At 45.0% G+C, this 21,697-nt stretch carries 38 protein-coding genes; 34 read left to right on the forward strand and 4 right to left on the reverse strand.

The genetic code is table 11. The features are described 5' to 3' along the window. The 5 genes from HGT71_RS15170 to HGT71_RS15190 form a co-directional block, all read left to right on the forward strand. A partial coding sequence (locus HGT71_RS15170) for an EF-Tu C-terminal domain-related protein (protein ID WP_197724836.1) occupies nt 1-76 on the forward strand: 76 nt, incomplete at its 5' end. A 202-nt stretch (nt 77-278) separates the two neighbouring features. Then, nucleotides 279-1,220: an HlyD family secretion protein gene (locus HGT71_RS15175; RefSeq protein ID WP_214218544.1), complete on the forward strand. Its 942-nt coding sequence runs from the start codon at nt 279-281 to the stop codon at nt 1,218-1,220. Next, complete coding sequence (locus HGT71_RS15180) at nt 1,217-1,738, forward strand: ABC transporter ATP-binding protein (protein ID WP_214218545.1); 522 nt, start codon at nt 1,217-1,219, stop codon at nt 1,736-1,738. The genes HGT71_RS15175 and HGT71_RS15180 overlap by 4 nt, the downstream gene beginning before the upstream one ends. Nucleotides 1,739-1,768: 30 nt before the next feature. After that, nucleotides 1,769-2,011: a hypothetical protein gene (locus tag HGT71_RS15185; protein ID WP_214218546.1), complete on the forward strand. Its 243-nt coding sequence runs from the start codon at nt 1,769-1,771 to the stop codon at nt 2,009-2,011. Nucleotides 2,012-2,118: 107 nt separating this feature from the next. After that, nucleotides 2,119-3,252, forward strand: coding sequence for an ABC transporter permease (locus tag HGT71_RS15190; RefSeq protein ID WP_214218547.1), 1,134 nt, complete (start codon nt 2,119-2,121; stop codon nt 3,250-3,252). Between the two features lie 3 nt (nt 3,253-3,255). On the opposite strand, the gene HGT71_RS15195 is transcribed toward HGT71_RS15190, so the two are convergent. Further along, nucleotides 3,256-3,966, reverse strand: a complete 711-nt coding sequence (locus HGT71_RS15195) for a prepilin peptidase (RefSeq protein ID WP_214218548.1) — start codon at nt 3,964-3,966, stop codon at nt 3,256-3,258. Nucleotides 3,967-4,349: 383 nt separating this feature from the next. On the opposite strand from HGT71_RS15195, the gene rpsJ reads away from it, so the two are divergent. The 29 genes from rpsJ to HGT71_RS15340 all read left to right on the forward strand — a co-directional run bounded on the left by rpsJ (nt 4,350) and on the right by HGT71_RS15340 (nt 18,461). After that, entirely contained in the window at nt 4,350-4,661 is a 312-nt protein-coding gene (gene rpsJ, locus HGT71_RS15200) for a 30S ribosomal protein S10 (protein WP_001181005.1), read from the forward strand. Nucleotides 4,662-4,693: 32 nt separating this feature from the next. Continuing rightward, the gene (rplC, locus tag HGT71_RS15205) at nt 4,694-5,320 is read left to right on the forward strand and encodes a 50S ribosomal protein L3 (RefSeq protein WP_048912859.1); all 627 of its coding nucleotides are present in this window, start codon (nt 4,694-4,696) and stop codon (nt 5,318-5,320) included. 10 nt (nt 5,321-5,330) lie between these two features. Next, complete coding sequence (gene rplD / locus HGT71_RS15210; protein ID WP_048912858.1) at nt 5,331-5,936, forward strand: 50S ribosomal protein L4; 606 nt, start codon at nt 5,331-5,333, stop codon at nt 5,934-5,936. After that, complete coding sequence (gene rplW / locus HGT71_RS15215; protein WP_048912857.1) at nt 5,933-6,235, forward strand: 50S ribosomal protein L23; 303 nt, start codon at nt 5,933-5,935, stop codon at nt 6,233-6,235. Before rplD ends, rplW begins: the two co-directional genes overlap by 4 nt. Before the next feature lie 17 nt (nt 6,236-6,252). Next, nucleotides 6,253-7,077 (forward strand): 50S ribosomal protein L2, encoded by an 825-nt coding sequence (gene rplB / locus HGT71_RS15220; protein ID WP_048912856.1) that lies wholly within the window; start codon nt 6,253-6,255, stop codon nt 7,075-7,077. Nucleotides 7,078-7,093: 16 nt separating this feature from the next. After that, a complete protein-coding gene (rpsS, locus tag HGT71_RS15225; RefSeq protein ID WP_004929772.1) occupies nt 7,094-7,372 on the forward strand; it encodes a 30S ribosomal protein S19 in 279 nt (92 codons plus the stop codon). A gap of 14 nt (nt 7,373-7,386) precedes the next feature. Further along, nucleotides 7,387-7,719 (forward strand): 50S ribosomal protein L22, encoded by a 333-nt coding sequence (gene rplV / locus HGT71_RS15230; protein ID WP_000447532.1) that lies wholly within the window; start codon nt 7,387-7,389, stop codon nt 7,717-7,719. 17 nt (nt 7,720-7,736) lie between these two features. Then, entirely contained in the window at nt 7,737-8,438 is a 702-nt protein-coding gene (gene rpsC, locus HGT71_RS15235; protein ID WP_048912855.1) for a 30S ribosomal protein S3, read from the forward strand. An 11-nt stretch (nt 8,439-8,449) separates the two neighbouring features. After that, nucleotides 8,450-8,860 carry a 50S ribosomal protein L16 gene (gene rplP, locus HGT71_RS15240; RefSeq protein ID WP_014542598.1) on the forward strand — a complete coding sequence of 137 codons (411 nt, stop codon included), beginning with the start codon at nt 8,450-8,452 and terminating at the stop codon, nt 8,858-8,860. Then, the gene (rpmC, locus tag HGT71_RS15245; protein ID WP_048912854.1) at nt 8,860-9,051 is read left to right on the forward strand and encodes a 50S ribosomal protein L29; all 192 of its coding nucleotides are present in this window, start codon (nt 8,860-8,862) and stop codon (nt 9,049-9,051) included. Before rplP ends, rpmC begins: the two co-directional genes overlap by 1 nt. Beyond that, entirely contained in the window at nt 9,051-9,305 is a 255-nt protein-coding gene (gene rpsQ, locus HGT71_RS15250; protein ID WP_013510766.1) for a 30S ribosomal protein S17, read from the forward strand. The genes rpmC and rpsQ overlap by 1 nt, the downstream gene beginning before the upstream one ends. 169 nt (nt 9,306-9,474) lie before the next feature. Beyond that, nucleotides 9,475-9,846, forward strand: coding sequence for a 50S ribosomal protein L14 (gene rplN / locus HGT71_RS15255; protein ID WP_048912853.1), 372 nt, complete (start codon nt 9,475-9,477; stop codon nt 9,844-9,846). 10 nt (nt 9,847-9,856) lie between these two features. Continuing rightward, nucleotides 9,857-10,171 carry a 50S ribosomal protein L24 gene (gene rplX / locus HGT71_RS15260; RefSeq protein WP_048912852.1) on the forward strand — a complete coding sequence of 105 codons (315 nt, stop codon included), beginning with the start codon at nt 9,857-9,859 and terminating at the stop codon, nt 10,169-10,171. A 14-nt stretch (nt 10,172-10,185) separates the two neighbouring features. Continuing rightward, nucleotides 10,186-10,725, forward strand: a complete 540-nt coding sequence (gene rplE, locus HGT71_RS15265; RefSeq protein WP_048912851.1) for a 50S ribosomal protein L5 — start codon at nt 10,186-10,188, stop codon at nt 10,723-10,725. 13 nt (nt 10,726-10,738) lie between these two features. Then, nucleotides 10,739-11,044, forward strand: a complete 306-nt coding sequence (gene rpsN, locus HGT71_RS15270; RefSeq protein WP_048912850.1) for a 30S ribosomal protein S14 — start codon at nt 10,739-10,741, stop codon at nt 11,042-11,044. A gap of 33 nt (nt 11,045-11,077) precedes the next feature. Beyond that, a complete protein-coding gene (rpsH, locus tag HGT71_RS15275) occupies nt 11,078-11,470 on the forward strand; it encodes a 30S ribosomal protein S8 (RefSeq protein ID WP_048912849.1) in 393 nt (130 codons plus the stop codon). Between the two features lie 12 nt (nt 11,471-11,482). Then, nucleotides 11,483-12,016 (forward strand): 50S ribosomal protein L6, encoded by a 534-nt coding sequence (rplF, locus tag HGT71_RS15280; protein ID WP_048912848.1) that lies wholly within the window; start codon nt 11,483-11,485, stop codon nt 12,014-12,016. 9 nt (nt 12,017-12,025) lie between these two features. After that, nucleotides 12,026-12,379 (forward strand): 50S ribosomal protein L18, encoded by a 354-nt coding sequence (gene rplR / locus HGT71_RS15285; RefSeq protein WP_048912847.1) that lies wholly within the window; start codon nt 12,026-12,028, stop codon nt 12,377-12,379. 14 nt (nt 12,380-12,393) lie between these two features. After that, complete coding sequence (gene rpsE / locus HGT71_RS15290; RefSeq protein WP_048912846.1) at nt 12,394-12,894, forward strand: 30S ribosomal protein S5; 501 nt, start codon at nt 12,394-12,396, stop codon at nt 12,892-12,894. Between the two features lie 5 nt (nt 12,895-12,899). After that, nucleotides 12,900-13,079 (forward strand): 50S ribosomal protein L30, encoded by a 180-nt coding sequence (gene rpmD / locus HGT71_RS15295; protein ID WP_004846568.1) that lies wholly within the window; start codon nt 12,900-12,902, stop codon nt 13,077-13,079. A 3-nt stretch (nt 13,080-13,082) separates the two neighbouring features. Further along, a complete protein-coding gene (gene rplO / locus HGT71_RS15300) occupies nt 13,083-13,517 on the forward strand; it encodes a 50S ribosomal protein L15 (protein ID WP_048912845.1) in 435 nt (144 codons plus the stop codon). An 8-nt stretch (nt 13,518-13,525) separates the two neighbouring features. Next, nucleotides 13,526-14,857, forward strand: a complete 1,332-nt coding sequence (gene secY / locus HGT71_RS15305) for a preprotein translocase subunit SecY (RefSeq protein ID WP_048912844.1) — start codon at nt 13,526-13,528, stop codon at nt 14,855-14,857. Nucleotides 14,858-14,889: 32 nt separating this feature from the next. After that, the gene (gene rpmJ, locus HGT71_RS15310) at nt 14,890-15,006 is read left to right on the forward strand and encodes a 50S ribosomal protein L36 (RefSeq protein WP_071433402.1); all 117 of its coding nucleotides are present in this window, start codon (nt 14,890-14,892) and stop codon (nt 15,004-15,006) included. Between the two features lie 147 nt (nt 15,007-15,153). Then, the gene (gene rpsM, locus HGT71_RS15315) at nt 15,154-15,510 is read left to right on the forward strand and encodes a 30S ribosomal protein S13 (RefSeq protein ID WP_038016625.1); all 357 of its coding nucleotides are present in this window, start codon (nt 15,154-15,156) and stop codon (nt 15,508-15,510) included. A 16-nt stretch (nt 15,511-15,526) separates the two neighbouring features. Next, nucleotides 15,527-15,916 (forward strand): 30S ribosomal protein S11, encoded by a 390-nt coding sequence (gene rpsK / locus HGT71_RS15320; protein WP_004160563.1) that lies wholly within the window; start codon nt 15,527-15,529, stop codon nt 15,914-15,916. A 33-nt stretch (nt 15,917-15,949) separates the two neighbouring features. Beyond that, a complete protein-coding gene (gene rpsD / locus HGT71_RS15325) occupies nt 15,950-16,570 on the forward strand; it encodes a 30S ribosomal protein S4 (protein ID WP_048912842.1) in 621 nt (206 codons plus the stop codon). Nucleotides 16,571-16,596: 26 nt separating this feature from the next. After that, on the forward strand, nt 16,597-17,586 hold the full coding sequence (locus HGT71_RS15330; RefSeq protein WP_048912841.1) for a DNA-directed RNA polymerase subunit alpha: 990 nt from the start codon (nt 16,597-16,599) through the stop codon (nt 17,584-17,586). A gap of 40 nt (nt 17,587-17,626) precedes the next feature. Further along, nucleotides 17,627-18,010, forward strand: coding sequence for a 50S ribosomal protein L17 (rplQ, locus tag HGT71_RS15335; protein WP_048912840.1), 384 nt, complete (start codon nt 17,627-17,629; stop codon nt 18,008-18,010). Nucleotides 18,011-18,083: 73 nt separating this feature from the next. Beyond that, complete coding sequence (locus tag HGT71_RS15340; RefSeq protein ID WP_214218549.1) at nt 18,084-18,461, forward strand: DnaJ family domain-containing protein; 378 nt, start codon at nt 18,084-18,086, stop codon at nt 18,459-18,461. A gap of 38 nt (nt 18,462-18,499) precedes the next feature. Here the strand turns inward: HGT71_RS15340 and mscL are convergent, their stop codons facing one another. The 3 genes from mscL to rsmB form a co-directional block, all read right to left on the reverse strand. Beyond that, nucleotides 18,500-18,901 carry a large-conductance mechanosensitive channel protein MscL gene (mscL, locus tag HGT71_RS15345; RefSeq protein ID WP_071433407.1) on the reverse strand — a complete coding sequence of 134 codons (402 nt, stop codon included), beginning with the start codon at nt 18,899-18,901 and terminating at the stop codon, nt 18,500-18,502. A 94-nt stretch (nt 18,902-18,995) separates the two neighbouring features. Next, the gene (trkA, locus tag HGT71_RS15350; RefSeq protein ID WP_214218550.1) at nt 18,996-20,372 is read right to left on the reverse strand and encodes a Trk system potassium transporter TrkA; all 1,377 of its coding nucleotides are present in this window, start codon (nt 20,370-20,372) and stop codon (nt 18,996-18,998) included. 24 nt (nt 20,373-20,396) lie between these two features. Then, the gene (gene rsmB, locus HGT71_RS15355; protein WP_214218553.1) at nt 20,397-21,686 is read right to left on the reverse strand and encodes a 16S rRNA (cytosine(967)-C(5))-methyltransferase RsmB; all 1,290 of its coding nucleotides are present in this window, start codon (nt 21,684-21,686) and stop codon (nt 20,397-20,399) included. Nucleotides 21,687-21,697 lie beyond the last annotated feature (11 nt).

Genomic DNA, 21,697 nt, shown 5'->3' on the forward strand with positions numbered 1-21,697 from the left:
TGACGGCTTACGTTTCGCAATCCGTGAAGGTGGCCGTACTGTAGGTGCGGGTGTTGTTGCTAAAGTTATCGCTTAATTGAGATAATTTTGCTAAAAAAGGGCGCTAAGGCGCTCTTTTTTTTTGCCACAAATAAATTTTACAATTAATAATATATTTAAACTTATGAATTACTAATAGCCTTATAAAAGCCCACCCATATTAAAAAGAAAATATTGTTTGTTTTATTTTATGTGGGGAATATAATCCCATCAATCTTAAATTGTCTGATTGCAATGCCATGAATTCAAAGATATTAATATATATAATAATAAATATATTTACTCTCTCCGGTTGTGAAGATTATAAAAATAGTACTATGGGATATATCGAGGATGAGTATATATATTTATCGATAGGAAATTCATCAGAGATTAAGAGTATGGATATTAATAAGGGAAATAAAGTTAAAATCGGGGGTATCTTTTTTAAGACCGATGACTATACACTTAGAAAAACGGGAGAGAAATTAGAGAGGGATAAAAAGTACGAAGAGGCGATACTTAGGAATATGGAGAAGGGTATAAGAAAAAGTGAAAGAGAACTTATTGATATAGATATAGATAGGTTGCAGAGGGAAATAGTTAAAGCAGAGTCTACTTTAGAAAGGAAAAGAAAGTTACGAGATAAAGGTTTCCTTTCTAAAGAAGACATTGAGAGTGAGGAGCTTAACTTAGCTATTAAAAGAAATAGTTTGAAGAAAATAACCGCCGACTTAAATAATAAAATGCTTCCGGCAAGGATTGATGAATTGATTGCCCAGAAGATTAAAATTGAGAAGATAGATGTTGATATTGAAAATAATAAATATAATATCTCTCAATCTGAAGTTAAAAGTCCTACCGACGGAATTATTCACGATATCTTAAGAAAGAAAGGGGAGTTAACTTCTCCGGGTAATCCTGTTCTCATCATGGTGCCTGACGGAAGAAAAAAGATTAAATTTTATATCAATAGGAAGCAGTTATATAAAATAAAACTTAGTGATTCTATTTTAATCAGAGTAAATGATATTAATAAAGATCATGAAGCGATGATTGACTATATCTCGCCCAAGCCAGAATATACTCCCCCAATGTTATACGATGATAAAAATGACACTTTTGTTTATTTAATCGAAGCTAAATTTAAAGATAGAAATATCGATCTACCTGCAGGAACGCCCGTAGAGATTATGCTATGAGAGAAGAATGTATTATTCTTAATAATATACATAAGTCATTTGACGATGTAAAAGTCATAAACGATGTAACCCTCAATATCCTCCAAGGACAAATTGTTGGATTTATTGGTCCAAATGGTAGCGGTAAGTCGACAATGATAAATATTATATGTGGAATGATTCCCAGCGATAGCGGCCAAGGATTTTGCATGGGTTACGATATCTCCACAGAACAAGCCTATATTAAAAAAAATGTAGGTTACATGACTCAATACTTCACGTTATGGGAGTCCTTGACAGTACTTGAGAACCTTGTCTTTATAGGGAAAATGCGAAATGTAAGAAAATTTGACGCAGAATCTGAAAAACTGATCATTAGATTGGGATTAGAACGCTTTAGAAATACTTTAGCGAAGAATCTATCGGGAGGATGGAAACAGAAATTATCATTGGCCTGTGCGATCATTCACCGCCCTAAAATACTTTTTTTAGATGAACCTACAGCAAGCATTAACCCATTAGCACGTAAGGAATTCTAGACGTTAATATTTGAACTTGCGAGTGAGGGTATGACGATTTTAATCGTCACCCATGCAATTGACGAAATTGAAAAATGTCATCACTTGGTTTACTTAAAAAATGGAGTGTTACGGTTTACAGGAAATTTAGAAGAATTATTTTCCTCTCAAAATATACCTACTTATCTTATAGAAGGGGAGGGGTTGGAGCATTTGAACGCTGAGCTATCTTGTAAGGACGATCTACAAATTATCCCAAGAGCAAAGTCAATATCCGTAACAGGTTATTTGTAATTTGAGACATTGAAAATAAAACACCCTAATATTAGCTTTAATCAAATACCTACGCCGTTGGATGCTTTACTTTATAGTTTGTCGAGTAATTAAGGTATGACGTGTCGATGATTAACCTAAAAATACTCCTGGCACTAGTACAGAAAGAAATCAGAGAAATAATCAGAGATAGAGTGATCATTTTAATGATACTCATGATGCCCGTCATAAACTTAGTTGTAATGGGTTATTCAGTGAATTTGGATGCAAGGAACGTAACCACAATCGTGATAGACCACGATAATTCTTTATTTTCCCGAAGCTTAATTTCTGCAATGAATAATAGCGGCTACTTTAATATTTCTGTTGTGCATGAAGAAATAGTCGCAAGGAGAAAATTTTCATTGGGTTTAGTGAAAATACTAGTACATATTCCTAATGACTATTCTAAAGGTATCATCACTGATAGTAATTCGGACATACTTGTCGAAACCGACGCCACCGATCCCAGTAGTACTGCAAATGCCTTGCAGACTTTGCAGTACCTTATAGAAAACACTGAATATCGAGATAGCTATAATTATTCTTCTATAGCGAACGACTCATCGAGGAAAACGAACGTTGTCTTCAGAAAATGGTTTAATCCAAAGGGTGACTCTCAAATTAATATCGTACCCGGATTAATGGGTATTATTTTATCCATCATGCCTATGCTTATGGTTTGCTTATCGATCGTTAGAGAAAGAGAGCGGGGTACCTTACAGCATATTAGAGGTTCAGGGGTTAGTCCTTTTGTGTACCTAAGCGGGAAGGCTATCCCTTACGTGATGATAGGATTACTGCAATTGAATTTGATGCTGGGTATAAGTGTTACGTTTTTGGATATCCCAATGAAAGGATCCTATGGCGAACTGTTAGCAGTATCGTCTCTATTTATTCTATTAAGTGTAGTGATAGGAGTGAGCGTAACAACTATTATTACTAATCAGCTTCAAGCAATGCAGTTGCTCTCATTCTATTTTCTCTTTTCTAATATGCTATCTGGTTTTCTCTCCCCCTTCGAGGCTATGCCACAATGGTCTCAGTGGTTGGGAAATCTCATCCCTCTTACCCATTTTATGCGTGTGATTAGGGGCATAATGGTTAAGGGTAATAGCATAACATTGATGGGTAATGAGCTTTTACATCTGGTATCGGTGTTGCTTAGCGTAATAATCATTGGCTACTTTCTCATCAATCGTCGTTGGGCAAAGAATACATAGTGACTAAAAGAGCATTAAGAAATCCCTATGGAAAAGGTATGCGCAATAAATTGCTGACAAAGATAAAAAGGTACCAAAGGGTATGACAACAGCGAGTAAGGAGCGGAGGCCACGATACTGTAATAAACAAAAGGGGAGGGCGATCATCGAAGCGAAAAGAATCAGAAAAGAGAGTTGGTAGAGGTCGAACCAACAGGCTAACGCAGTGATCAATTTCACATCTCCTGATCCCAGACCTACTTTATGTCTTAATGAGTAATATACGCCTTGAACCACACATAACACTCCGTAACAGGCAGTACATCTTAGGGTAATATTCATGGGTTCCACGCCAAATAAGGAGATGGATGAGAAGGCTCCTGTTACCATCAGTAAAAGAGTGAGAGGGTTAGGAAGCAGAAAGTAAAACCAATCAATGCACGCCAATAGCAGCAGTATCGTGCCAAAGAGACCGAGAACAACAATAGGTATTGGTAAAAGACCTTGTAGTGCTTGTGAGGCAAGATATAGGCAAAGGAAAAAAGCCAAATACTGTTTAATCAAGAATTGAAAAGGTAATGGTATTGCTGAAAGGAAAGTTTGCCCAACGTCGTTAAAATTAACCGCTGAACCCCACCATGCTAAAGCACTTTGCGAGGGGGTAAAGGTCAGTAATGCACGTCTTATAAGGTCAAGCAGTAGGTAAGCCAGTGCTAGTAGGTTGATAATAAGCATACCTATCACCTTTAATGAATGATGTCTAAGAGAGTGAGTAGAATGAGACCCGTAGACATGGCATGCCTTAACACATTAGCGTCATTGAGGGCGAGTATTGAATTAAGCTCGCATTCAACAAAATAATGTAACCTACAGGGTGAGTTGAGTCGCAATGTACAAAAACCAGACAAGGGTTGCATTGAAGTCATTTATAAGTATAATGCGCTGGCTTGCTCGTAATAGGAGCGCGATTCGAGCAGAATCGCAGAGTAGCGATTTGCTACCTCTAATAATACTCCCGATTGGGGAGTTATATGCTGAACGATTACACTCTCCCATCAATCGTAATGGGCACGAGGAGTAATCATTTTCGTTTATAAAATGTTTGGAGCTCTGGTCTCATGCAGAACCAAAGAATCCGTATTCGTCTTAAAGCGTTTGATCATCGTCTGATCGATCAATCAACCGCGGAAATCGTCGAAACTGCTAAGCGCACTGGTGCGCAAGTACGTGGTCCGATCCCGCTGCCGACTCGTAAAGAGCGCTTTACCGTTCTGATTTCTCCGCACGTTAACAAAGATGCGCGTGATCAGTACGAAATTCGCACTCACAAACGTCTGGTAGACATCGTTGAGCCAACTGAAAAAACCGTTGATGCTCTGATGCGTCTAGACCTGGCTGCAGGTGTTGACGTGCAGATCAGCCTGGGTTAATCAGGACATCGAGCGATTGAGAGGTTGATACAATGATTGGTTTAGTCGGTAAGAAAGTGGGCATGACGCGTATCTTCACTGAAGAAGGCGTTTCTATCCCAGTAACCGTAATCGAAGTTGAAGCAAACCGCGTTACTCAGGTTAAGAGCCTGGAAAACGACGGTTACCAAGCTATTCAGGTCACTACTGGTGCTAAAAAAGCAAACCGTGTAGTTAAACCAGAAGCAGGTCATTTTGCTAAAGCTGGCGTTGAAGCTGGCCGTGGCTTATGGGAATTCCGTGCTGAAAGCGCAGAATACACCGTTGGTCAAAGCATCAGTGTTGAAATTTTCGCTGACGTTAAAAAAGTAGATGTAACTGGCACCTCTAAAGGTAAAGGTTTCGCAGGTACCGTTAAGCGCTGGAACTTCCGTACCCAGGACGCGACCCACGGTAACTCCTTGTCTCACCGCGTTCCGGGTTCTATCGGTCAGAACCAGACTCCGGGCAAAGTGTTCAAAGGCAAGAAAATGGCAGGTCAATTAGGTAATGAGCGTGTAACCGTTCAGAGCTTAGAAGTCGTTCGCGTAGACGCAGAACGCAACCTGCTGCTGGTCAAAGGTGCTGTCCCGGGAGCTACCGGTAGCGACCTGATTGTTAAACCAGCTGTGAAGGCGTAAGGGGATAGCAATGGAATTAGTATTGAAAGACGCGCAGAGCGCGCTGACTGTTTCCGAAACTACCTTCGGTCGTGATTTTAACGAAGCGCTGGTTCACCAGGTTGTTGTTGCTTACGCAGCAGGTGCCCGTCAAGGTACCCGTGCGCAAAAAACTCGTGCCGAAGTCACTGGTTCTGGAAAGAAACCATGGCGTCAAAAAGGTACTGGCCGTGCACGTGCTGGTTCTGCTAAGAGCCCAATCTGGCGTTCTGGTGGAGTAACCTTCGCTGCACGTCCGCAGGACCACAGTCAGAAAGTTAACAAAAAGATGTACCGTGGAGCGCTGAAAAGCATTCTGTCTGAACTGGTACGTCAAGAACGTCTGATCGTTGTCGAAAAGTTCTCTGTTGAAGCGCCTAAAACTAAGCTGCTGGCACAGAAACTGAAAGATATGGCATTGGAAGATGTACTGATCATCACTGGTGAACTGGATGAGAATCTGTTCCTAGCAGCGCGTAACCTGTACAAGGTTGATGTGCGTGATGCAGCAGGAATCGATCCAGTTAGCTTGATTGCCTTCGACAAAGTCGTAATGACTGCTGACGCAGTTAAGCAAGTTGAGGAGATGCTGGCATGATTCGTGAAGAACGTCTGCTGAAAGTAGTGCGCGCACCGCACGTTTCTGAAAAAGCGTCTGCCGCGATGGAAAAATCAAACACCATCGTACTCAAAGTTGCAAAAGACGCGACCAAAGCAGAAATCGTAGCTGCCGTAGAAAAGCTGTTCGAAGTTGAAGTTAAAGATGTGAACACTTTACTGGTTAAAGGTAAAGTTAAGCGTCACGGACAGCGTGTTGGTCGTCGTAGCGACTGGAAAAAAGCTTACGTGACCCTGAAAGAAGGCCAGAATCTGGACTTCGTCGGCGGCGCAGAGTAAGTCGGAGGAGAGAAACAATGGCAATTGTTAAATGTAAACCGACATCTCCGGGTCGTCGCCACGTAGTTAAAGTGGTGAACCCAGAGCTGCACAAAGGCAAGCCATACGCCCCACTGCTGGAAAAAAACAGCAAGTCTGGTGGTCGTAACAACAACGGACGTATCACTACCCGTCATATCGGTGGTGGTCACAAGCGTGCATATCGTATTGTTGACTTTAAACGCAATAAAGATGGTATCCCAGCAGTTGTTGAACGTCTTGAGTATGATCCGAACCGTTCTGCAAACATTGCACTGGTTCTGTACAAAGACGGTGAGCGTCGTTACATCCTGGCCCCTAAAGGCCTGAAAGCTGGTGATCAGATCCAATCTGGCGTTGATGCAGCAATCAAAGCAGGTAACACCCTGCCTATGCGCAACATCCCAGTAGGTTCTACTGTTCATAACGTAGAAATGAAACCAGGTAAGGGCGGCCAATTGGCTCGTTCAGCTGGTGCTTACGTGCAAATCATTGCTCGTGACGGTTCTTACGTTACCCTGCGTCTTCGTTCTGGTGAAATGCGTAAAGTTGAAGCTGACTGCCGCGCGACATTAGGTGAAGTCGGTAACGCTGAGCATATGCTTCGCGTACTTGGTAAAGCAGGTGCAACTCGCTGGCGTGGTGTTCGTCCTACCGTTCGCGGTACTGCAATGAACCCAGTCGATCACCCGCACGGTGGTGGTGAAGGTCGTAACTTTGGTAAGCACCCGGTAACTCCGTGGGGCGTTCAAACCAAAGGTAAGAAGACCCGTAGCAACAAGCGTACTGATAAGTTTATCGTACGTCGCCGTAGCAAAAAATAATATTAGAGGATAAGCCATGCCACGTTCTCTCAAGAAAGGTCCTTTTATTGACCTGCACTTGCTGAAGAAGGTAGAGAAAGCGGTGGAAAGCGGAGACAAGAAGCCTTTGCGCACTTGGTCCCGTCGTTCAACGATCTTTCCTAACATGATCGGTTTGACCATCGCTGTCCATAATGGTCGTCAGCACGTACCTGTATTTGTTTCCGACGAAATGGTCGGTCACAAGTTAGGTGAATTTGCGCCGACTCGTACTTATCGCGGCCACGCGGCTGATAAGAAAGCTAAGAAACGCTAAGGCAGGAGGAAGAGATGGAAACTATCGCTAAACATCGCCACGCTCGTTCTTCTGCGCAGAAGGTTCGTCTGGTAGCGGATCTAGTACGCGGTAAGAAAGTGTCGCAGGCTCTGGACATTCTAACCTACACCAATAAAAAAGCGGCTGTATTGGTTAAGAAAGTCTTAGAATCTGCCATTGCTAACGCTGAACACAACGATGGCGCTGACATTGATGATCTGAAAGTTACGAAAATTTTCGTAGATGAAGGCCCAAGCATGAAGCGTATTATGCCGCGTGCAAAAGGTCGTGCAGATCGTATCCTGAAGCGCACCAGCCACATTACTGTGGTTGTGTCCGATCGCTGAGACTCTGGAGACTAGCAATGGGTCAGAAAGTACATCCTAATGGTATTCGCCTGGGTATTGTTAAACCCTGGAACTCTACTTGGTTCGCCAATACCAAAGAATTCGCTGACAACCTAGACAGCGATTTTAAAGTACGTCAGTTCCTGACTAAAGAACTGGCTAAAGCGTCTGTATCTCGTATCGTTATCGAGCGTCCAGCTAAAAGCATTCGTGTAACCATTCACACTGCTCGCCCTGGTATCGTCATCGGTAAGAAAGGTGAAGACGTAGAAAAACTGCGTACGGTCGTCGCGAAAATCGCTGGCGTTCCTGCTCAGATCAATATCGCCGAAGTCCGTAAACCGGAACTGGACGCTAAATTGGTTGCTGACAGCATCACTTCACAGCTGGAACGTCGTGTTATGTTCCGTCGTGCAATGAAGCGTGCTGTACAGAACGCAATGCGTCTTGGCGCTAAAGGAATTAAAGTTGAAGTTAGTGGCCGTTTAGGCGGAGCTGAGATCGCACGTACCGAATGGTACCGTGAAGGTCGTGTTCCATTGCACACTCTGCGTGCAGACATTGATTACAACACTTCTGAAGCGCACACCACTTATGGTGTAATCGGCGTTAAGGTATGGATCTTCAAAGGTGAGATCCTGGGTGGTATGGCTGCTGTTGAACAATCGGAAAAACCGGCTGCTCAACCTAAAAAGCAGCAGCGTAAAGGCCGTAAGTAAGGAGAGTCGCTATGTTACAACCAAAGCGTACGAAATTCCGTAAAGTGCACAAAGGCCGTAACCGCGGTCTAGCGCAGGGCACGGATATCAGCTTCGGTACTTTCGGTCTGAAAGCTGTTGGCCGTGGTCGTCTGACTGCTCGTCAGATCGAAGCAGCACGTCGTGCTATGACCCGTGCAGTTAAGCGTCAAGGTAAAATTTGGATCCGTGTATTCCCGGACAAACCAATTACTGAGAAGCCGCTTGAAGTGCGTATGGGTAAAGGTAAGGGTAACGTAGAGTATTGGGTTGCCCTAATCCAGCCTGGCAAAGTCCTTTATGAAATGGACGGCGTACCAGAAGAGCTGGCCCGTGAGGCATTTAAGCTGGCAGCAGCAAAACTGCCTATCAAAACCACCTTTGTAACTAAGACGGTGATGTAATGAAAGCAACTGAGCTGCGTGAAAAAAGTGTTGAAGAACTGAACACTGAGCTGCTTAACCTCCTGCGTGAACAGTTTAACCTGCGCATGCAGGCAGCATCTGGCCAGCTTCAGCAGACACATCTGCTGAAACAAGCTCGTCGTGATGTTGCACGTGTTAAGACTTTACTGACTCAAAAGGCGGGTGCGTAATGACCGATAAAATTCGTACTTTGCAAGGTCGTGTAGTTAGTGACAAAATGCAAAAATCTGCAGTTGTTGCTATCGAACGTTTCGTGAAGCACCCGATCTACGGTAAATTCATCAAGCGTACGACTAAGCTTCACATCCATGATGAGAACAATGAATGTGGAATCGGTGACGTGGTAGAAATCCGCGAATGCCGTCCACTATCTAAGACTAAGTCTTGGACACTTGTTCGTGTTGTGGAAAAAGCGGTTCTGTAATAGAATCTCTTTTCTGTGAAAACAGATAGACGGCTCGCAAGAGCCGTTTATTTTTTCTACCCATCTGCGAGAAGCGGTGTTATAATGCCGCGCCCTCGGTAATGGGGCTTTTAAACGACCTAGTAATTGTAGGTCCCGAAGTAGTAGTTGACATTAGCGGAGCACTAAAATGATCCAAGAACAGACTATGCTAAACGTCGCCGACAACTCCGGTGCACGTAGCGTAATGTGTATCAAGGTTCTGGGTGGCTCGCACCGTCGCTACGCAGGCGTCGGTGATATCATCAAAGTTACCATCAAGGAAGCAATTCCTCGTGGTAAAGTTAAGAAGGGTGATGTCCTGAAGGCGGTAGTGGTGCGCACCAAGAAGGGTGTTCGTCGCCCCGACGGTTCTGTCATTCGCTTCGATGGTAATGCATGCGTTATTTTAAACAATAACAGCGAGCAACCTATCGGAACGCGTATTTTTGGGCCGGTAACTCGTGAACTTCGTACTGAAAAGTTCATGAAAATTATCTCTCTGGCACCAGAAGTACTCTAAGGAGCGAGCCATGGCAGCTAAAATCCGTTGTAACGACGAAGTTATCGTGTTGACCGGTAAAGATAAAGGTAAACGCGGTAAAGTAAAAAATGTATTGTCTTCCAGCAAAGTTATTGTTGAAGGGATCAATCTGGTTAAGAAACATCAGAAGCCTGTACCGGCGATGAATCAACCAGGTGGCATCGTTGAGAAAGAAGCAGCAATCGAGCTTTCCAACCTTGCAATCTTCAATGCGGCTACTGGTAAGGCAGACCGTGTAGGCTTTAGATTCGAAGACGGCAAAAAAGTCCGTTTCTTCAAGTCTAACAGCGAAACTATCAAGTAATTTGGAGTAGTACGATGGCGAAACTGCATGATTACTACAAAGACGAAGTAGTTAAGAAGCTCATGACTGAGTTTAACTACAATTCAGTCATGCAAGTCCCTCGGGTCGAGAAGATTACCCTGAACATGGGTGTTGGTGAAGCGATTGCTGATAAGAAACTGCTGGATAACGCAGCAGCTGATTTAGCATCAATCTCCGGTCAAAAGCCGTTAGTCACCAAAGCACGCAAATCTGTTGCAGGCTTCAAAATCCGTCAGGGCTATCCGATCGGCTGTAAAGTAACCCTACGTGGCGAACGTATGTGGGAATTCTTTGACCGCCTGATCACTATTGCTGTACCTCGTATTCGTGACTTCCGTGGTTTATCTGCGAAGTCTTTCGATGGACGTGGTAACTACAGCATGGGTGTCCGTGAGCAGATCATCTTCCCAGAAATCGACTACGATAAAGTCGATCGCGTCCGTGGTTTGGATATTACCATTACCACTACTGCGAAATCTGATGATGAAGGCCGTGCTCTGCTGGCAGCCTTTAACTTCCCGTTCCGTAAGTAAGGTAGGGTTACTAATGGCTAAGCAATCAATGAAAGCACGTGAAGTTAAGCGTGTAAAATTAGCAGACAAATTCTTCGCGAAACGCGCTGAACTGAAAGCGATCATCTCTGATGTGAACGCTTCTGACGAAGATCGTTGGAATGCTGTTCTCAAGCTTCAGTCACTGCCGCGTGATTCCAGCCCGTCCCGTCAGCGTAATCGTTGCCGCCAAACTGGCCGTCCACACGGTTATGTAGGTAAGTTCGGGCTGAGCCGTATCAAGTTACGTGAAGCCGCTATGCGCGGTGAAGTACCTGGCTTGAAAAAGGCTAGCTGGTAATTGTCACCAATTGAATCACGGGAGTAGACACTGATGAGCATGCAAGATCCGATCGCGGATATGCTGACCCGTATCCGTAACGGTCAGTCCGCGAACAAAGTTGCGGTCACCATGCCTTCCTCCAAGCTGAAATTGGCAATCGCCAACGTGCTGAAGGAAGAAGGTTATATTGAAGATTTTAAAATTGAAGGCGACATCAAGCCAGAACTCGAAGTGACTTTAAAGTACTTCGAAGGAAAGGCTGTTGTAGAAAGCATTCAGCGAGTAAGCCGCCCAGGCCTGCGCATCTATAAAAGAAAAGATGAGCTGCCAAAAGTTATGGCTGGTTTAGGTATCGCAGTTGTTTCTACATCTAAAGGTGTTATGACTGATCGTGCAGCGCGCCAAGCTGGTCTTGGTGGCGAAATTATCTGCTACGTAGCGTAATCGGAGGGTAAAATGTCTCGTGTTGCTAAAGCACCTGTCGTTGTTCCTGCCGGCGTCGACGTAAAAATCAACGGTCAGGAAGTATCGATTAAAGGTAAAAACGGCGAGCTGTCTCGTACTATCAACAAAGCTGTTGAAGTTAAACATGCAGATAACGCTTTAACTTTCGCACCTCGCGAAGGTTTCGCTGATGCATGGGCGCAAGCAGGTACTGCGCGCGCTCTGTTAAACTCAATGGTTATCGGTGTTACCGAAGGCTTCACCAAGAAGCTGCAGTTAGTCGGTGTTGGTTATCGTGCGGCTATTAAAGGTTCTTCAGTGAACCTCTCACTGGGATTTTCTCACCCTGTTGAGCACAAATTGCCTGCGGGAATCACTGCCGAATGTCCAACTCAAACTGAAATCGTACTGAAAGGTGCTGATAAGCAGGTAATTGGACAGGTTGCAGCGGACTTGCGCGCCTACCGTCGTCCTGAGCCTTACAAAGGCAAGGGTGTCCGTTACGCCGACGAAGTCGTGCGTATCAAAGAGGCTAAGAAGAAGTAAGGTAACACTATGGATAAGAAATCTGCTCGTATCCGTCGTGCGACCCGTGCGCGTCGCAAGCTCAAAGAGCTGGGTGCTACACGCCTGGTGGTACATCGTACCCCGCGTCATATTTACGCACAGGTAATCGCTCCGAACGGTTCCGAAGTTCTGGTTGCTGCTTCTACTATAGAAAAAGCTATCGCTGAACAACTGAAGTACACTGGTAACAAGGACGCAGCAATTGCAGTAGGTAAAGCTATTGCAGAGCGCGCAATTGAAAAAGGCATCACAGGTGTTTCTTTCGATCGTTCTGGTTTCCAATATCATGGTCGTGTCCAGGCACTGGCAGATGCTGCCCGTGAAGCTGGCCTTCAGTTCTAAGGTAGAGGTCTAAGATGTCACACATCGAGAAACAAGCTGGCGAACTGCAGGAAAAACTGATCGCGGTAAACCGTGTTTCTAAAACTGTTAAAGGTGGTCGTATTTTCTCCTTCACAGCATTGACTGTGGTAGGTGATGGTAACGGTCGCGTTGGTTTTGGTTACGGTAAAGCGCGCGAAGTTCCAGCAGCAATCCAGAAAGCGATGGAAAAAGCCCGTCGCAACATGGTTAATGTCGCGCTGACTAACGGTACCCTGCAACACCCTGTTAAAGGTGTTCATACTGGTTCCCGTGTGTTCATGCAGCCGGCTTCTGAAGGTACAGGTATCATTGCCGGTGGTGCAATGCGTGCAGTACTAGAAGTTGCTGGAGTTCATAACGTTCTTTCTAAAGCATATGGTTCTACTAACCCGATTAACGTGGTTCGTGCAACTATTGATGGTCTGAGCAATATGAAATCTCCAGATATGGTCGCTGCCAAGCGTGGTAAATCCGTTGAAGAAATTCTGGGGTAATTATCATGGCTAAGACTATTAAAATTACTCAAACCCGCAGTGCAATCGGTCGTCTGCCAAAGCATAAGGCAACACTTCTGGGCTTAGGGTTACGTCGTATTGGTCATACTGTTGAACGTGAGGATACTCCTGCGGTTCGCGGTATGGTTAACGCGGTTTCCTACATGGTTAAAGTGGAGGAGTAACAGATGCGTTTAAATACTCTGTCTCCGGCCGAAGGGTCTAAGCACGCCGCTAAGCGTTTAGGTCGTGGTATTGGTTCTGGCGTCGGTAAAACCGGTGGCCGTGGTCACAAAGGTCAGAAGTCTCGTTCTGGCGGTGGCGTACGTCGCGGTTTTGAAGGTGGTCAGATGCCTTTATACCGTCGTCTACCAAAATTTGGTTTCACCTCTCGCAAATCTATGGTCACTACAGAGATCCGTCTGTCTGACCTAGCGAAAGTTGAAGGCGGTATCGTTGACCTGAATACACTGAAAGCAGCCAACATTATTGGTGTACAGATCGAATTTGCGAAAGTGATTCTTTCTGGTGAAGTTACCGCACCAGTAACTATTCGTGGTCTGCGCGTCACCAAAGGTGCTCGTGCTGCTATCGAAGCTGCTGGCGGTAAAATCGAGGAATAATTGAACTGATGGCTAAACAACCGGGATTAGATTTTCAAAGTGCCAAGGGCGGGCTAGGTGAACTAAAACGCAGACTAATGTTTGTAATTGGTGCCCTAATTGTCTTCCGAATTGGTTCTTTTATTCCAATTCCTGGTATTGATGCCACAGTTCTTGCTAAATTGCTCGAGCAACAGCGTGGCACCATCATTGACATGTTTAACATGTTCTCTGGTGGTGCTCTGAGCCGTGCTTCTATTTTTGCTCTGGGGATAATGCCGTATATTTCTGCGTCCATTATTATCCAACTGTTGACAGTGGTTCATCCAGCGTTAGCAGAGATCAAGAAGGAAGGGGAGTCTGGTCGTCGTAAGATTAGCCAGTATACCCGTTACGGTACTCTCGTACTGGCAGTGTTCCAAGCGATCGGTATTGCTACCGGATTGCCCAACATGCCAGGCATGCAGGGATTGGTTATCAATCCAGGCATTGCTTTTTACGTTACCGCTGTTGTAAGCCTGGTTACAGGAACAATGTTCCTAATGTGGCTAGGTGAACAGATTACTGAACGAGGTATCGGTAACGGTATCTCGATCATTATCTTTGCTGGTATTGTTGCGGGTCTTCCGCAGGCCGTTGGCCATACCATCGAGCAAGCACGGCAAGGCGGCCTACACTTCCTCTTATTGTTGTTGGTTGCAGTTTTAGTATTTGCAGTGACTTACTTTGTTATTTTCGTAGAACGTGGTCAGCGTCGTATCGTCGTTAATTACGCTAAACGTCAACAAGGCCGTCGCGTATATGCTGCGCAAAGTACACATTTACCTTTAAAAGTGAATATGGCGGGAGTTATTCCAGCTATTTTCGCATCCAGTATCATTCTGTTCCCAGCGACGTTAACCTCCTGGTTCGGCGGAAGTACTGGGTGGTCATGGTTAAGTGCTATTTCGGATAATTTAGCACCAGGTCAGCCACTTTATGTGTTACTATACGCAACTGCTATCATCTTCTTCTGCTTTTTCTATACGGCGTTGGTCTTCAACCCGCGTGAAACTGCAGATAATTTGAAGAAGTCCGGCGCATTTGTACCGGGTATACGTCCGGGAGAGCAAACGGCGAGGTACATCGATAAAGTGATGACGCGCCTTACTCTTATTGGCGCCCTGTATATTACCTTTATCTGCCTGATCCCGGAGTTCATGCGTGATGCGATGAATGTTCCATTTAGCTTTGGTGGTACATCACTGCTAATTGTTGTCGTTGTTATCATGGACTTTATGGCTCAAGTGCAAACTCTGATGATGTCTAGTCAATACGAGTCTGCATTGAAAAAAGCAAACCTAAAAGGCCAAGGCCGTTAATTTAGGCGCTTGAGAAGTTACGGAGAGTAAAAATGAAAGTTCGTGCTTCCGTCAAGAAAATGTGTCGTAACTGCAAAATCGTTCGTCGCGACGGTGTCGTACGTGTGATTTGCAGCGTAGAACCAAAGCATAAACAGCGTCAAGGCTGATTTATTGCAGATTTTTCTTGCAAAGTCGGGTTGAGCTGGCTAGATTAGCCAGCCAATCTTTTTTATGTAAGTGTATTCTTCATTTGAGTATCCTGAAAACGGGCTTTTCAGCATGAGAATACAGTTAATTAGTAATAGGAGTGCATAGTGGCCCGTATAGCAGGCATTAACATTCCTGATCATAAACACACCGTTATTGCATTAACTGCAATCTTCGGTATCGGTAAAACTCGTTCAAAAGCCATTTGCGCTTCAACGGGTATTGCTGAAGATGTTAAGATCAGTGAGCTGTCTGAAGAACAGATTGAGCAGCTGCGTGAAGCAGTTGGCAAATTCGTTGTTGAAGGTGATCTGCGTCGTGAAGTTACCCTGAGCATCAAGCGTCTTATGGACCTTGGTTGCTACCGTGGTTTGCGTCATCGTCGTGGTCTTCCGGTTCGCGGTCAGCGCACCAAGACCAATGCACGTACCCGTAAGGGTCCGCGCAAACCGATCAAGAAATAATCGGGGTGAGTAAATAATGGCAAAGGCACCAGTTCGTGCACGTAAGCGTGTAAGAAAACAAGTCTCAGACGGCGTGGCTCATGTCCATGCGTCTTTTAACAACACCATCGTTACTATTACTGATCGTCAGGGTAACGCATTGGGTTGGGCAACAGCCGGTGGTTCCGGTTTCCGTGGTTCACGTAAATCTACGCCGTTCGCTGCTCAGGTCGCTGCAGAGCGCTGTGCAGAAGCTGTAAAAGATTACGGTATTAAAAACCTGGAAGTTATGGTAAAGGGTCCGGGTCCAGGACGCGAATCAACGATTCGTGCACTGAACGCCGCTGGTTTCCGCATCACTAATATTACTGATGTGACTCCGATCCCTCACAACGGTTGTCGTCCGCCGAAGAAACGTCGCGTATAACGCGCCTGTTTCTAGGTTAGTTGGAGAAAGAAAATGGCAAGATATTTGGGTCCTAAGCTCAAGCTGAGCCGTCGTGAGGGCACCGACTTATTCCTTAAGTCTGGCGTTCGCGCGATTGATTCCAAGTGTAAGATTGAACAAGCCCCTGGTCAACACGGTGCGCGTAAACCGCGTCTGTCTGACTACGGCGGTCAGTTACGTGAAAAACAAAAAGTTCGTCGTATGTACGGTGTTCTTGAGCGTCAATTCCGTAACTATTATCAAGAAGCAGCTCGTCTGAAAGGCAACACCGGTGAAAACCTGTTAGCGTTGCTGGAAGGCCGTCTGGATAACGTCGTTTACCGTATGGGCTTTGGAGCTACTCGTGCTGAATCGCGCCAGTTAGTTAGCCACAAGTCAATTCTGGTAAATGGTCACGTTGTTAACATCGCTTCTTATCAGGTATCTCCGAATGATGTTGTAAGCATCCGTGAGAAAGCCAAAAAGCAAGCTCGCGTTAAGGCGGCTCTTGAGCTGTCAGAACAACGTGAAAAGCCAACCTGGCTAGAAGTTGATGCAGCTAAGATGGAAGGTGTGTTTAAGCGTAAGCCTGAGCGTACTGATCTGTCTGCGGACATTAACGAGCACCTGATCGTCGAGCTTTACTCCAAGTAAAGCTTGAGTACCAAAGAGAGGACACAATGCAGGGTTCTGTGACAGAGTTTCTAAAACCGCGCCTGGTAGATATCGAGCAAGTTAGTTCGACGCACGCCAAGGTGACCCTTGAACCATTAGAGCGTGGCTTTGGCCATACTTTAGGTAACGCACTGCGCCGTATTCTGCTTTCATCCATGCCGGGTTGCGCGGTGACCGAGGTTGAAATTGATGGTGTACTTCATGAGTACAGCACCAAAGAAGGGATCCAAGAAGATATTCTCGAAATCCTGCTCAACCTGAAAGGGCTTGCGGTAAGAGTTCAAGGTAAAGATGAAGTTATTCTAACTTTGAATAAATCTGGCATTGGCCCTGTGACTGCAGCCGACATTACCCATGATGGTGATGTCGAAATCGTCAAGCCACAGCATGTGATTTGCCACCTTACTGACGAGAGCGCATCTGTAAATATGCGTATCAAAGTTCAGCGTGGTCGCGGTTATGTGCCGGCTTCTGCCCGAATTCATTCGGAAGAAGATGAGCGCCCAATTGGACGTTTGTTAGTAGATGCTTGCTACAGCCCTGTAGACCGTATTGCCTACAATGTTGAAGCAGCTCGCGTAGAGCAACGTACAGATTTGGACAAGCTAGTCATCGAAATGGAAACTAACGGCACAATCGATCCTGAAGAGGCGATTCGTCGTGCAGCGACCATTCTGGCTGAACAACTTGATGCTTTTGTTGATTTACGTGATGTACGTCAACCAGAAGTTAAAGAAGAGAAACCAGAATTCGATCCGATCTTGCTGCGCCCTGTTGACGATCTGGAATTGACTGTCCGCTCTGCTAACTGCTTGAAAGCAGAAGCTATCCACTACATCGGTGATCTGGTACAACGTACTGAGGTTGAGCTTCTTAAGACGCCTAACCTTGGTAAAAAATCTCTTACTGAGATTAAAGATGTGCTGGCTTCACGTGGACTTTCTCTGGGCATGCGCCTAGAAAATTGGCCACCTGCAAGCATTGCAGATGAGTAACCGGATCACAGGTTAAGGTTTCACTGAGAAGGATAAGGTCATGCGCCATCGTAAGAGTGGTCGTCAACTGAACCGTAACAGCAGCCATCGCCAGGCTATGTTCCGTAACATGGCTGGTTCATTAGTCCGTCACGAAATTATCAAGACGACTTTACCAAAGGCTAAAGAACTGCGTCGCGTTGTTGAGCCGCTGATTACACTTGCTAAGACTGACAATGTTGCAAACCGTCGTCTAGCATTCGCCCGTACTCGCGATAACGAGATCGTGGCAAAATTATTTAATGAGTTAGGCCCGCGTTTCGCGAGCCGCACTGGTGGTTACACTCGTATTCTTAAGTGTGGCTTCCGTGCTGGAGACAACGCCCCGATGGCTTACATCGAGCTCGTTGATCGTCCTGAAGCTCAAGCTGAAGCTGCAGAGTAATCTGTTAGTTGATGCAATTAAAAAACCCGCTTCGGCGGGTTTTTTATTTTCTCGAATTTACTGGGTGACGATTATGCTGTTTCTCGATTCACTTGTTGAACGCCAACTGCAGGAAGCACAGCAACAAGGTAAGTTTGATAATCTACCTGGCGCGGGTAAACCGTTGCTACTTGATGATGATAGCCAGGTACCCGAAGATTTAAGAATGTCTCATCGAATATTAAAAATGAGCGGCTTCTTACCTGAAGCGCTACAGCTTCGACAAGAGGCTCTTACTCTCCAGACACTTCTTGTTAATGCGACCAATGCTGAGGAACGTTCTACTTACCATGCCCATTTGGCATTGATCAAACTGAAAATATCTCAGGCGGGGTTATCGACTCAGTCTCTTGAAGACGATGTGTACGGAGAGGATGTGAAGAGTAAGCTATTAGGTAAAAATGAGAATTAAAAAAGCCATAACAATCTGTTATGGCTCCTTAACGAGGCTTATTGTTTCGTTTTTAACAGATCACGGATCTCTGTAAGTAGTACTTCTTCTGCGCTAGGTTTAGCGACCGGCTTCTCAACTTCTTTCTTCTTATAAAGCTTGTTCATCACTTTAATCGCCAAGAAAATAGCAAATGCGATGATGATAAAATCGAAAATTGACTGAATGAAGATACCATACTGTAAAAGCACCGCTGGCGTATCGCCTACGGCAGGTTTCAGCGTGACCGCCATATTTTTGAAATCGATACCACCAATCAGTAGTCCTAGTGGCGGCATAATAATGTTGGCAACGAGAGAAGAGACGATCTTCCCGAATGCAGCACCAATTACCACACCGACAGCTAAATCGACAACATTCCCACGCATAGCAAAATCACGAAACTCTTTAAATAAACTCATGCAGGCTATTCCCTTATAAGATGAATGAAACGGTACTTTACTAAAATAAATTTTATATTACTACGTATGCCCGTTAATGAATGCCTACATCACTCTACAAGAAGAATGGACTTGGTTGGAAAAGCTTCTCGACGTCACTTACATATTTCTTGTCAGTTAAAAACATGATGACATGATCGGCTTGCTCGATTCTTGTCTTATCATTAGCGATAATGACCTCATCTCCTCTTACAATCGCACCGATAATTGTTCCTGGAGGTAATTTTATTTCTTGGATGGTTCTTCCTACTACCCGTGAGGTGCTTTCTTCTCCATGGGCAATAGCTTCGATGGCTTCAGCTATCCCTCTGCGTAATGAATGTACGCTAACAATATCAGCTTTCCTGACATGACCTAGTAAAGCCGATATAGTCGCTTGTTGAGGGGATATAGCGATGTCGATAACACTGCCTTGGACTAGATCGACGTAAGCACGTCTTTGGATCAAGACCATTGCTTTCTTTGCTCCCATCTTCTTCGCTAACATGGCAGACATAATATTAGCTTCATCATCGTTGGTGACAGCAATGAACAGATCGACTTGATCGATATTCTCTTCAGCCAAGAGTTCCTGATCCGAAGCATCACCATAAAACACGGTAGTATTATTAAGCTGTTGGGCCAGCTCAGCCGCGCGTTCTTTATTACGTTCGATTAGCTTAATACTGTATTGCTTTTCGAGTTTCTTCGCTAAGCCGAAGCCAATGTTTCCCCCGCCCACAAGCATAATTCTCTTATAGGGTTTTTCCAGACGCTGCATTTCACTCATTACGGCACGAATATGCTGATTGGCAGCAATAAAGAATACTTCATCTCCGGCTTCAATGATGGTGGTACCTTGAGGCCGAATAGGCCGGTCTTGCCTAAAAATTGCAGACACTCGACTTTCTATATGAGGCATATGTTCACGCATTGTAGAAAGCGGATTTCCAACAAGTGGGCCACCATAATAAGCTTTGACTACTGCGAGGCTGACTTTATCATCAGCAAAGTTTACGACTTGCAATGCACCAGGATACTCAATCAGTCTAAAAATATTATCGATCACTAATTGTTCTGGGGCGATTAAATGATCTATAGGGATCGCTTCGGGGATAAACAGCTTATCCATATCGTGTAAATATTCTGATGCACGGATACGGGCAATACGATTCGGGGTATTAAATAGCGTGTAAGCAATCTGACAGGCAATCATATTGGTTTCATCAGAGCTTGTGACGGCCACCAACATATCGGCATCTTCCGCACCGGCTTCTTCTAAAGTACGGGGATGCGATCCTGAACCGGTTACGACCCGAAGATCGAACTTATCTTGTAAACCACGTAAACGCGTTGGGTCAGTGTCCACGACGGTCACATCATTATTCTCGCCCACTAGATTTTCTGCAAGCGTCCCGCCAACTTGACCGGCACCCAGGATAATAATTTTCATCGTCGTGACACTCTTATCGTTAAATTAATGTTTGATGAGTTTTGCGTAGAAGAAACCGTCGCCGCCTAATTCAGAAGGTAGCACCTGTAAACCTTGATCAGTACCTCCTGGAAGGGCTACATGGCTTGCGTCAGAATGTGAAGCAATGAAGTCTGCCACTTGGCGGCTATTCTCTTCCGGTAGGATAGAACAGGTTGCATACAGTAATGTACCGCCCGATTTAAGACGCTTCCAAGCGGCTTCGAATATCTCTTTTTGCAGTAATGCTAACTCAGCAATATCATTATCTCGTCTAAGCCATTTGATATCTGGGTGGCGGCGTATAACACCGGTAGCAGAGCACGGTGCATCAAGAAGAATACGATCAAAGCGTTGATCGTCAAGCCATTGATCTGGGTAGCGACCATCACCACAGATTAACGTTGCGGGTAAATTTAACCGCTCTAGGTTTTCGGCTACTCTCGCTAAACGTTGTTCATCAATATCGACGGCGGTTACCTCTGCGTTCCTCGCAAGTTCGAGTATATGCGTAGTTTTTCCGCCGGGTGCCGCACAGATATCGAGGATTTTCTCACCAGGTTGAGGATCCAAATAAAGAGAACAACGTTGGGCGGATAAATCTTGTACCGTAACCCAGCCATCGTGAAACCCAGGAAGCAAGGTTACGCCAACCGGTTTTTCAAGGCATAAAGCTTGAGGAGAGAGAGGGGTCGTTGTCGCAGAGAAGCCCGCTTCTTGTAGCATATTAAGCCAATCATCTCTCGAATGATGAAGTGCATTAACCCTTAACCACATCGGAGGACGACTATTGTTTGCTTCAACAATTGATACCCATTCATCGGGCCAAGCGGCTTTTATTCTATTGATAAACCAAGATGGGTGAAGATATTTCACTGAATCTGCGGCATGTTCAAAGGTAAACTCTGATTGGCGCCTTTGATAAGTTCTTAGTACACCGTTAATAAGACCCTTAAAACTTTGACGTTTCAGCGATACAGCGGCCTGAACTGTCTCTGCGAGGGCTGCATGGGGGGGAACACGCGTATGCTTAAGTTGGTAGATACCAACCATCAGCAAGTAGTGAATAACCCTTTGCTTCCCTTTCATGGGTTTATCCATTAATTGTAGGATAATGTGATCAAGTTGCGGCAGGAAGCGTATCACCCCAAAACTAAGTTCTTGTAGTAGCGCTCGGTCTTTGTCGGCTAATTGTCGTTGTGCTTGTGGGAGAACTGTTGATAAAGATTGCCCTTTATCAATAACCTGCTCAACCAGTTGTGCGGCGATACCGCGCAGGTTAACTGAATTTTTCATGCATTACTCAT

Origin of the sequence: Rosenbergiella epipactidis (assembly GCF_018494055.1) — a bacterium.
In the GTDB taxonomy this organism is placed as follows: Bacteria; Pseudomonadota; Gammaproteobacteria; order Enterobacterales; family Enterobacteriaceae; genus Rosenbergiella; species Rosenbergiella epipactidis.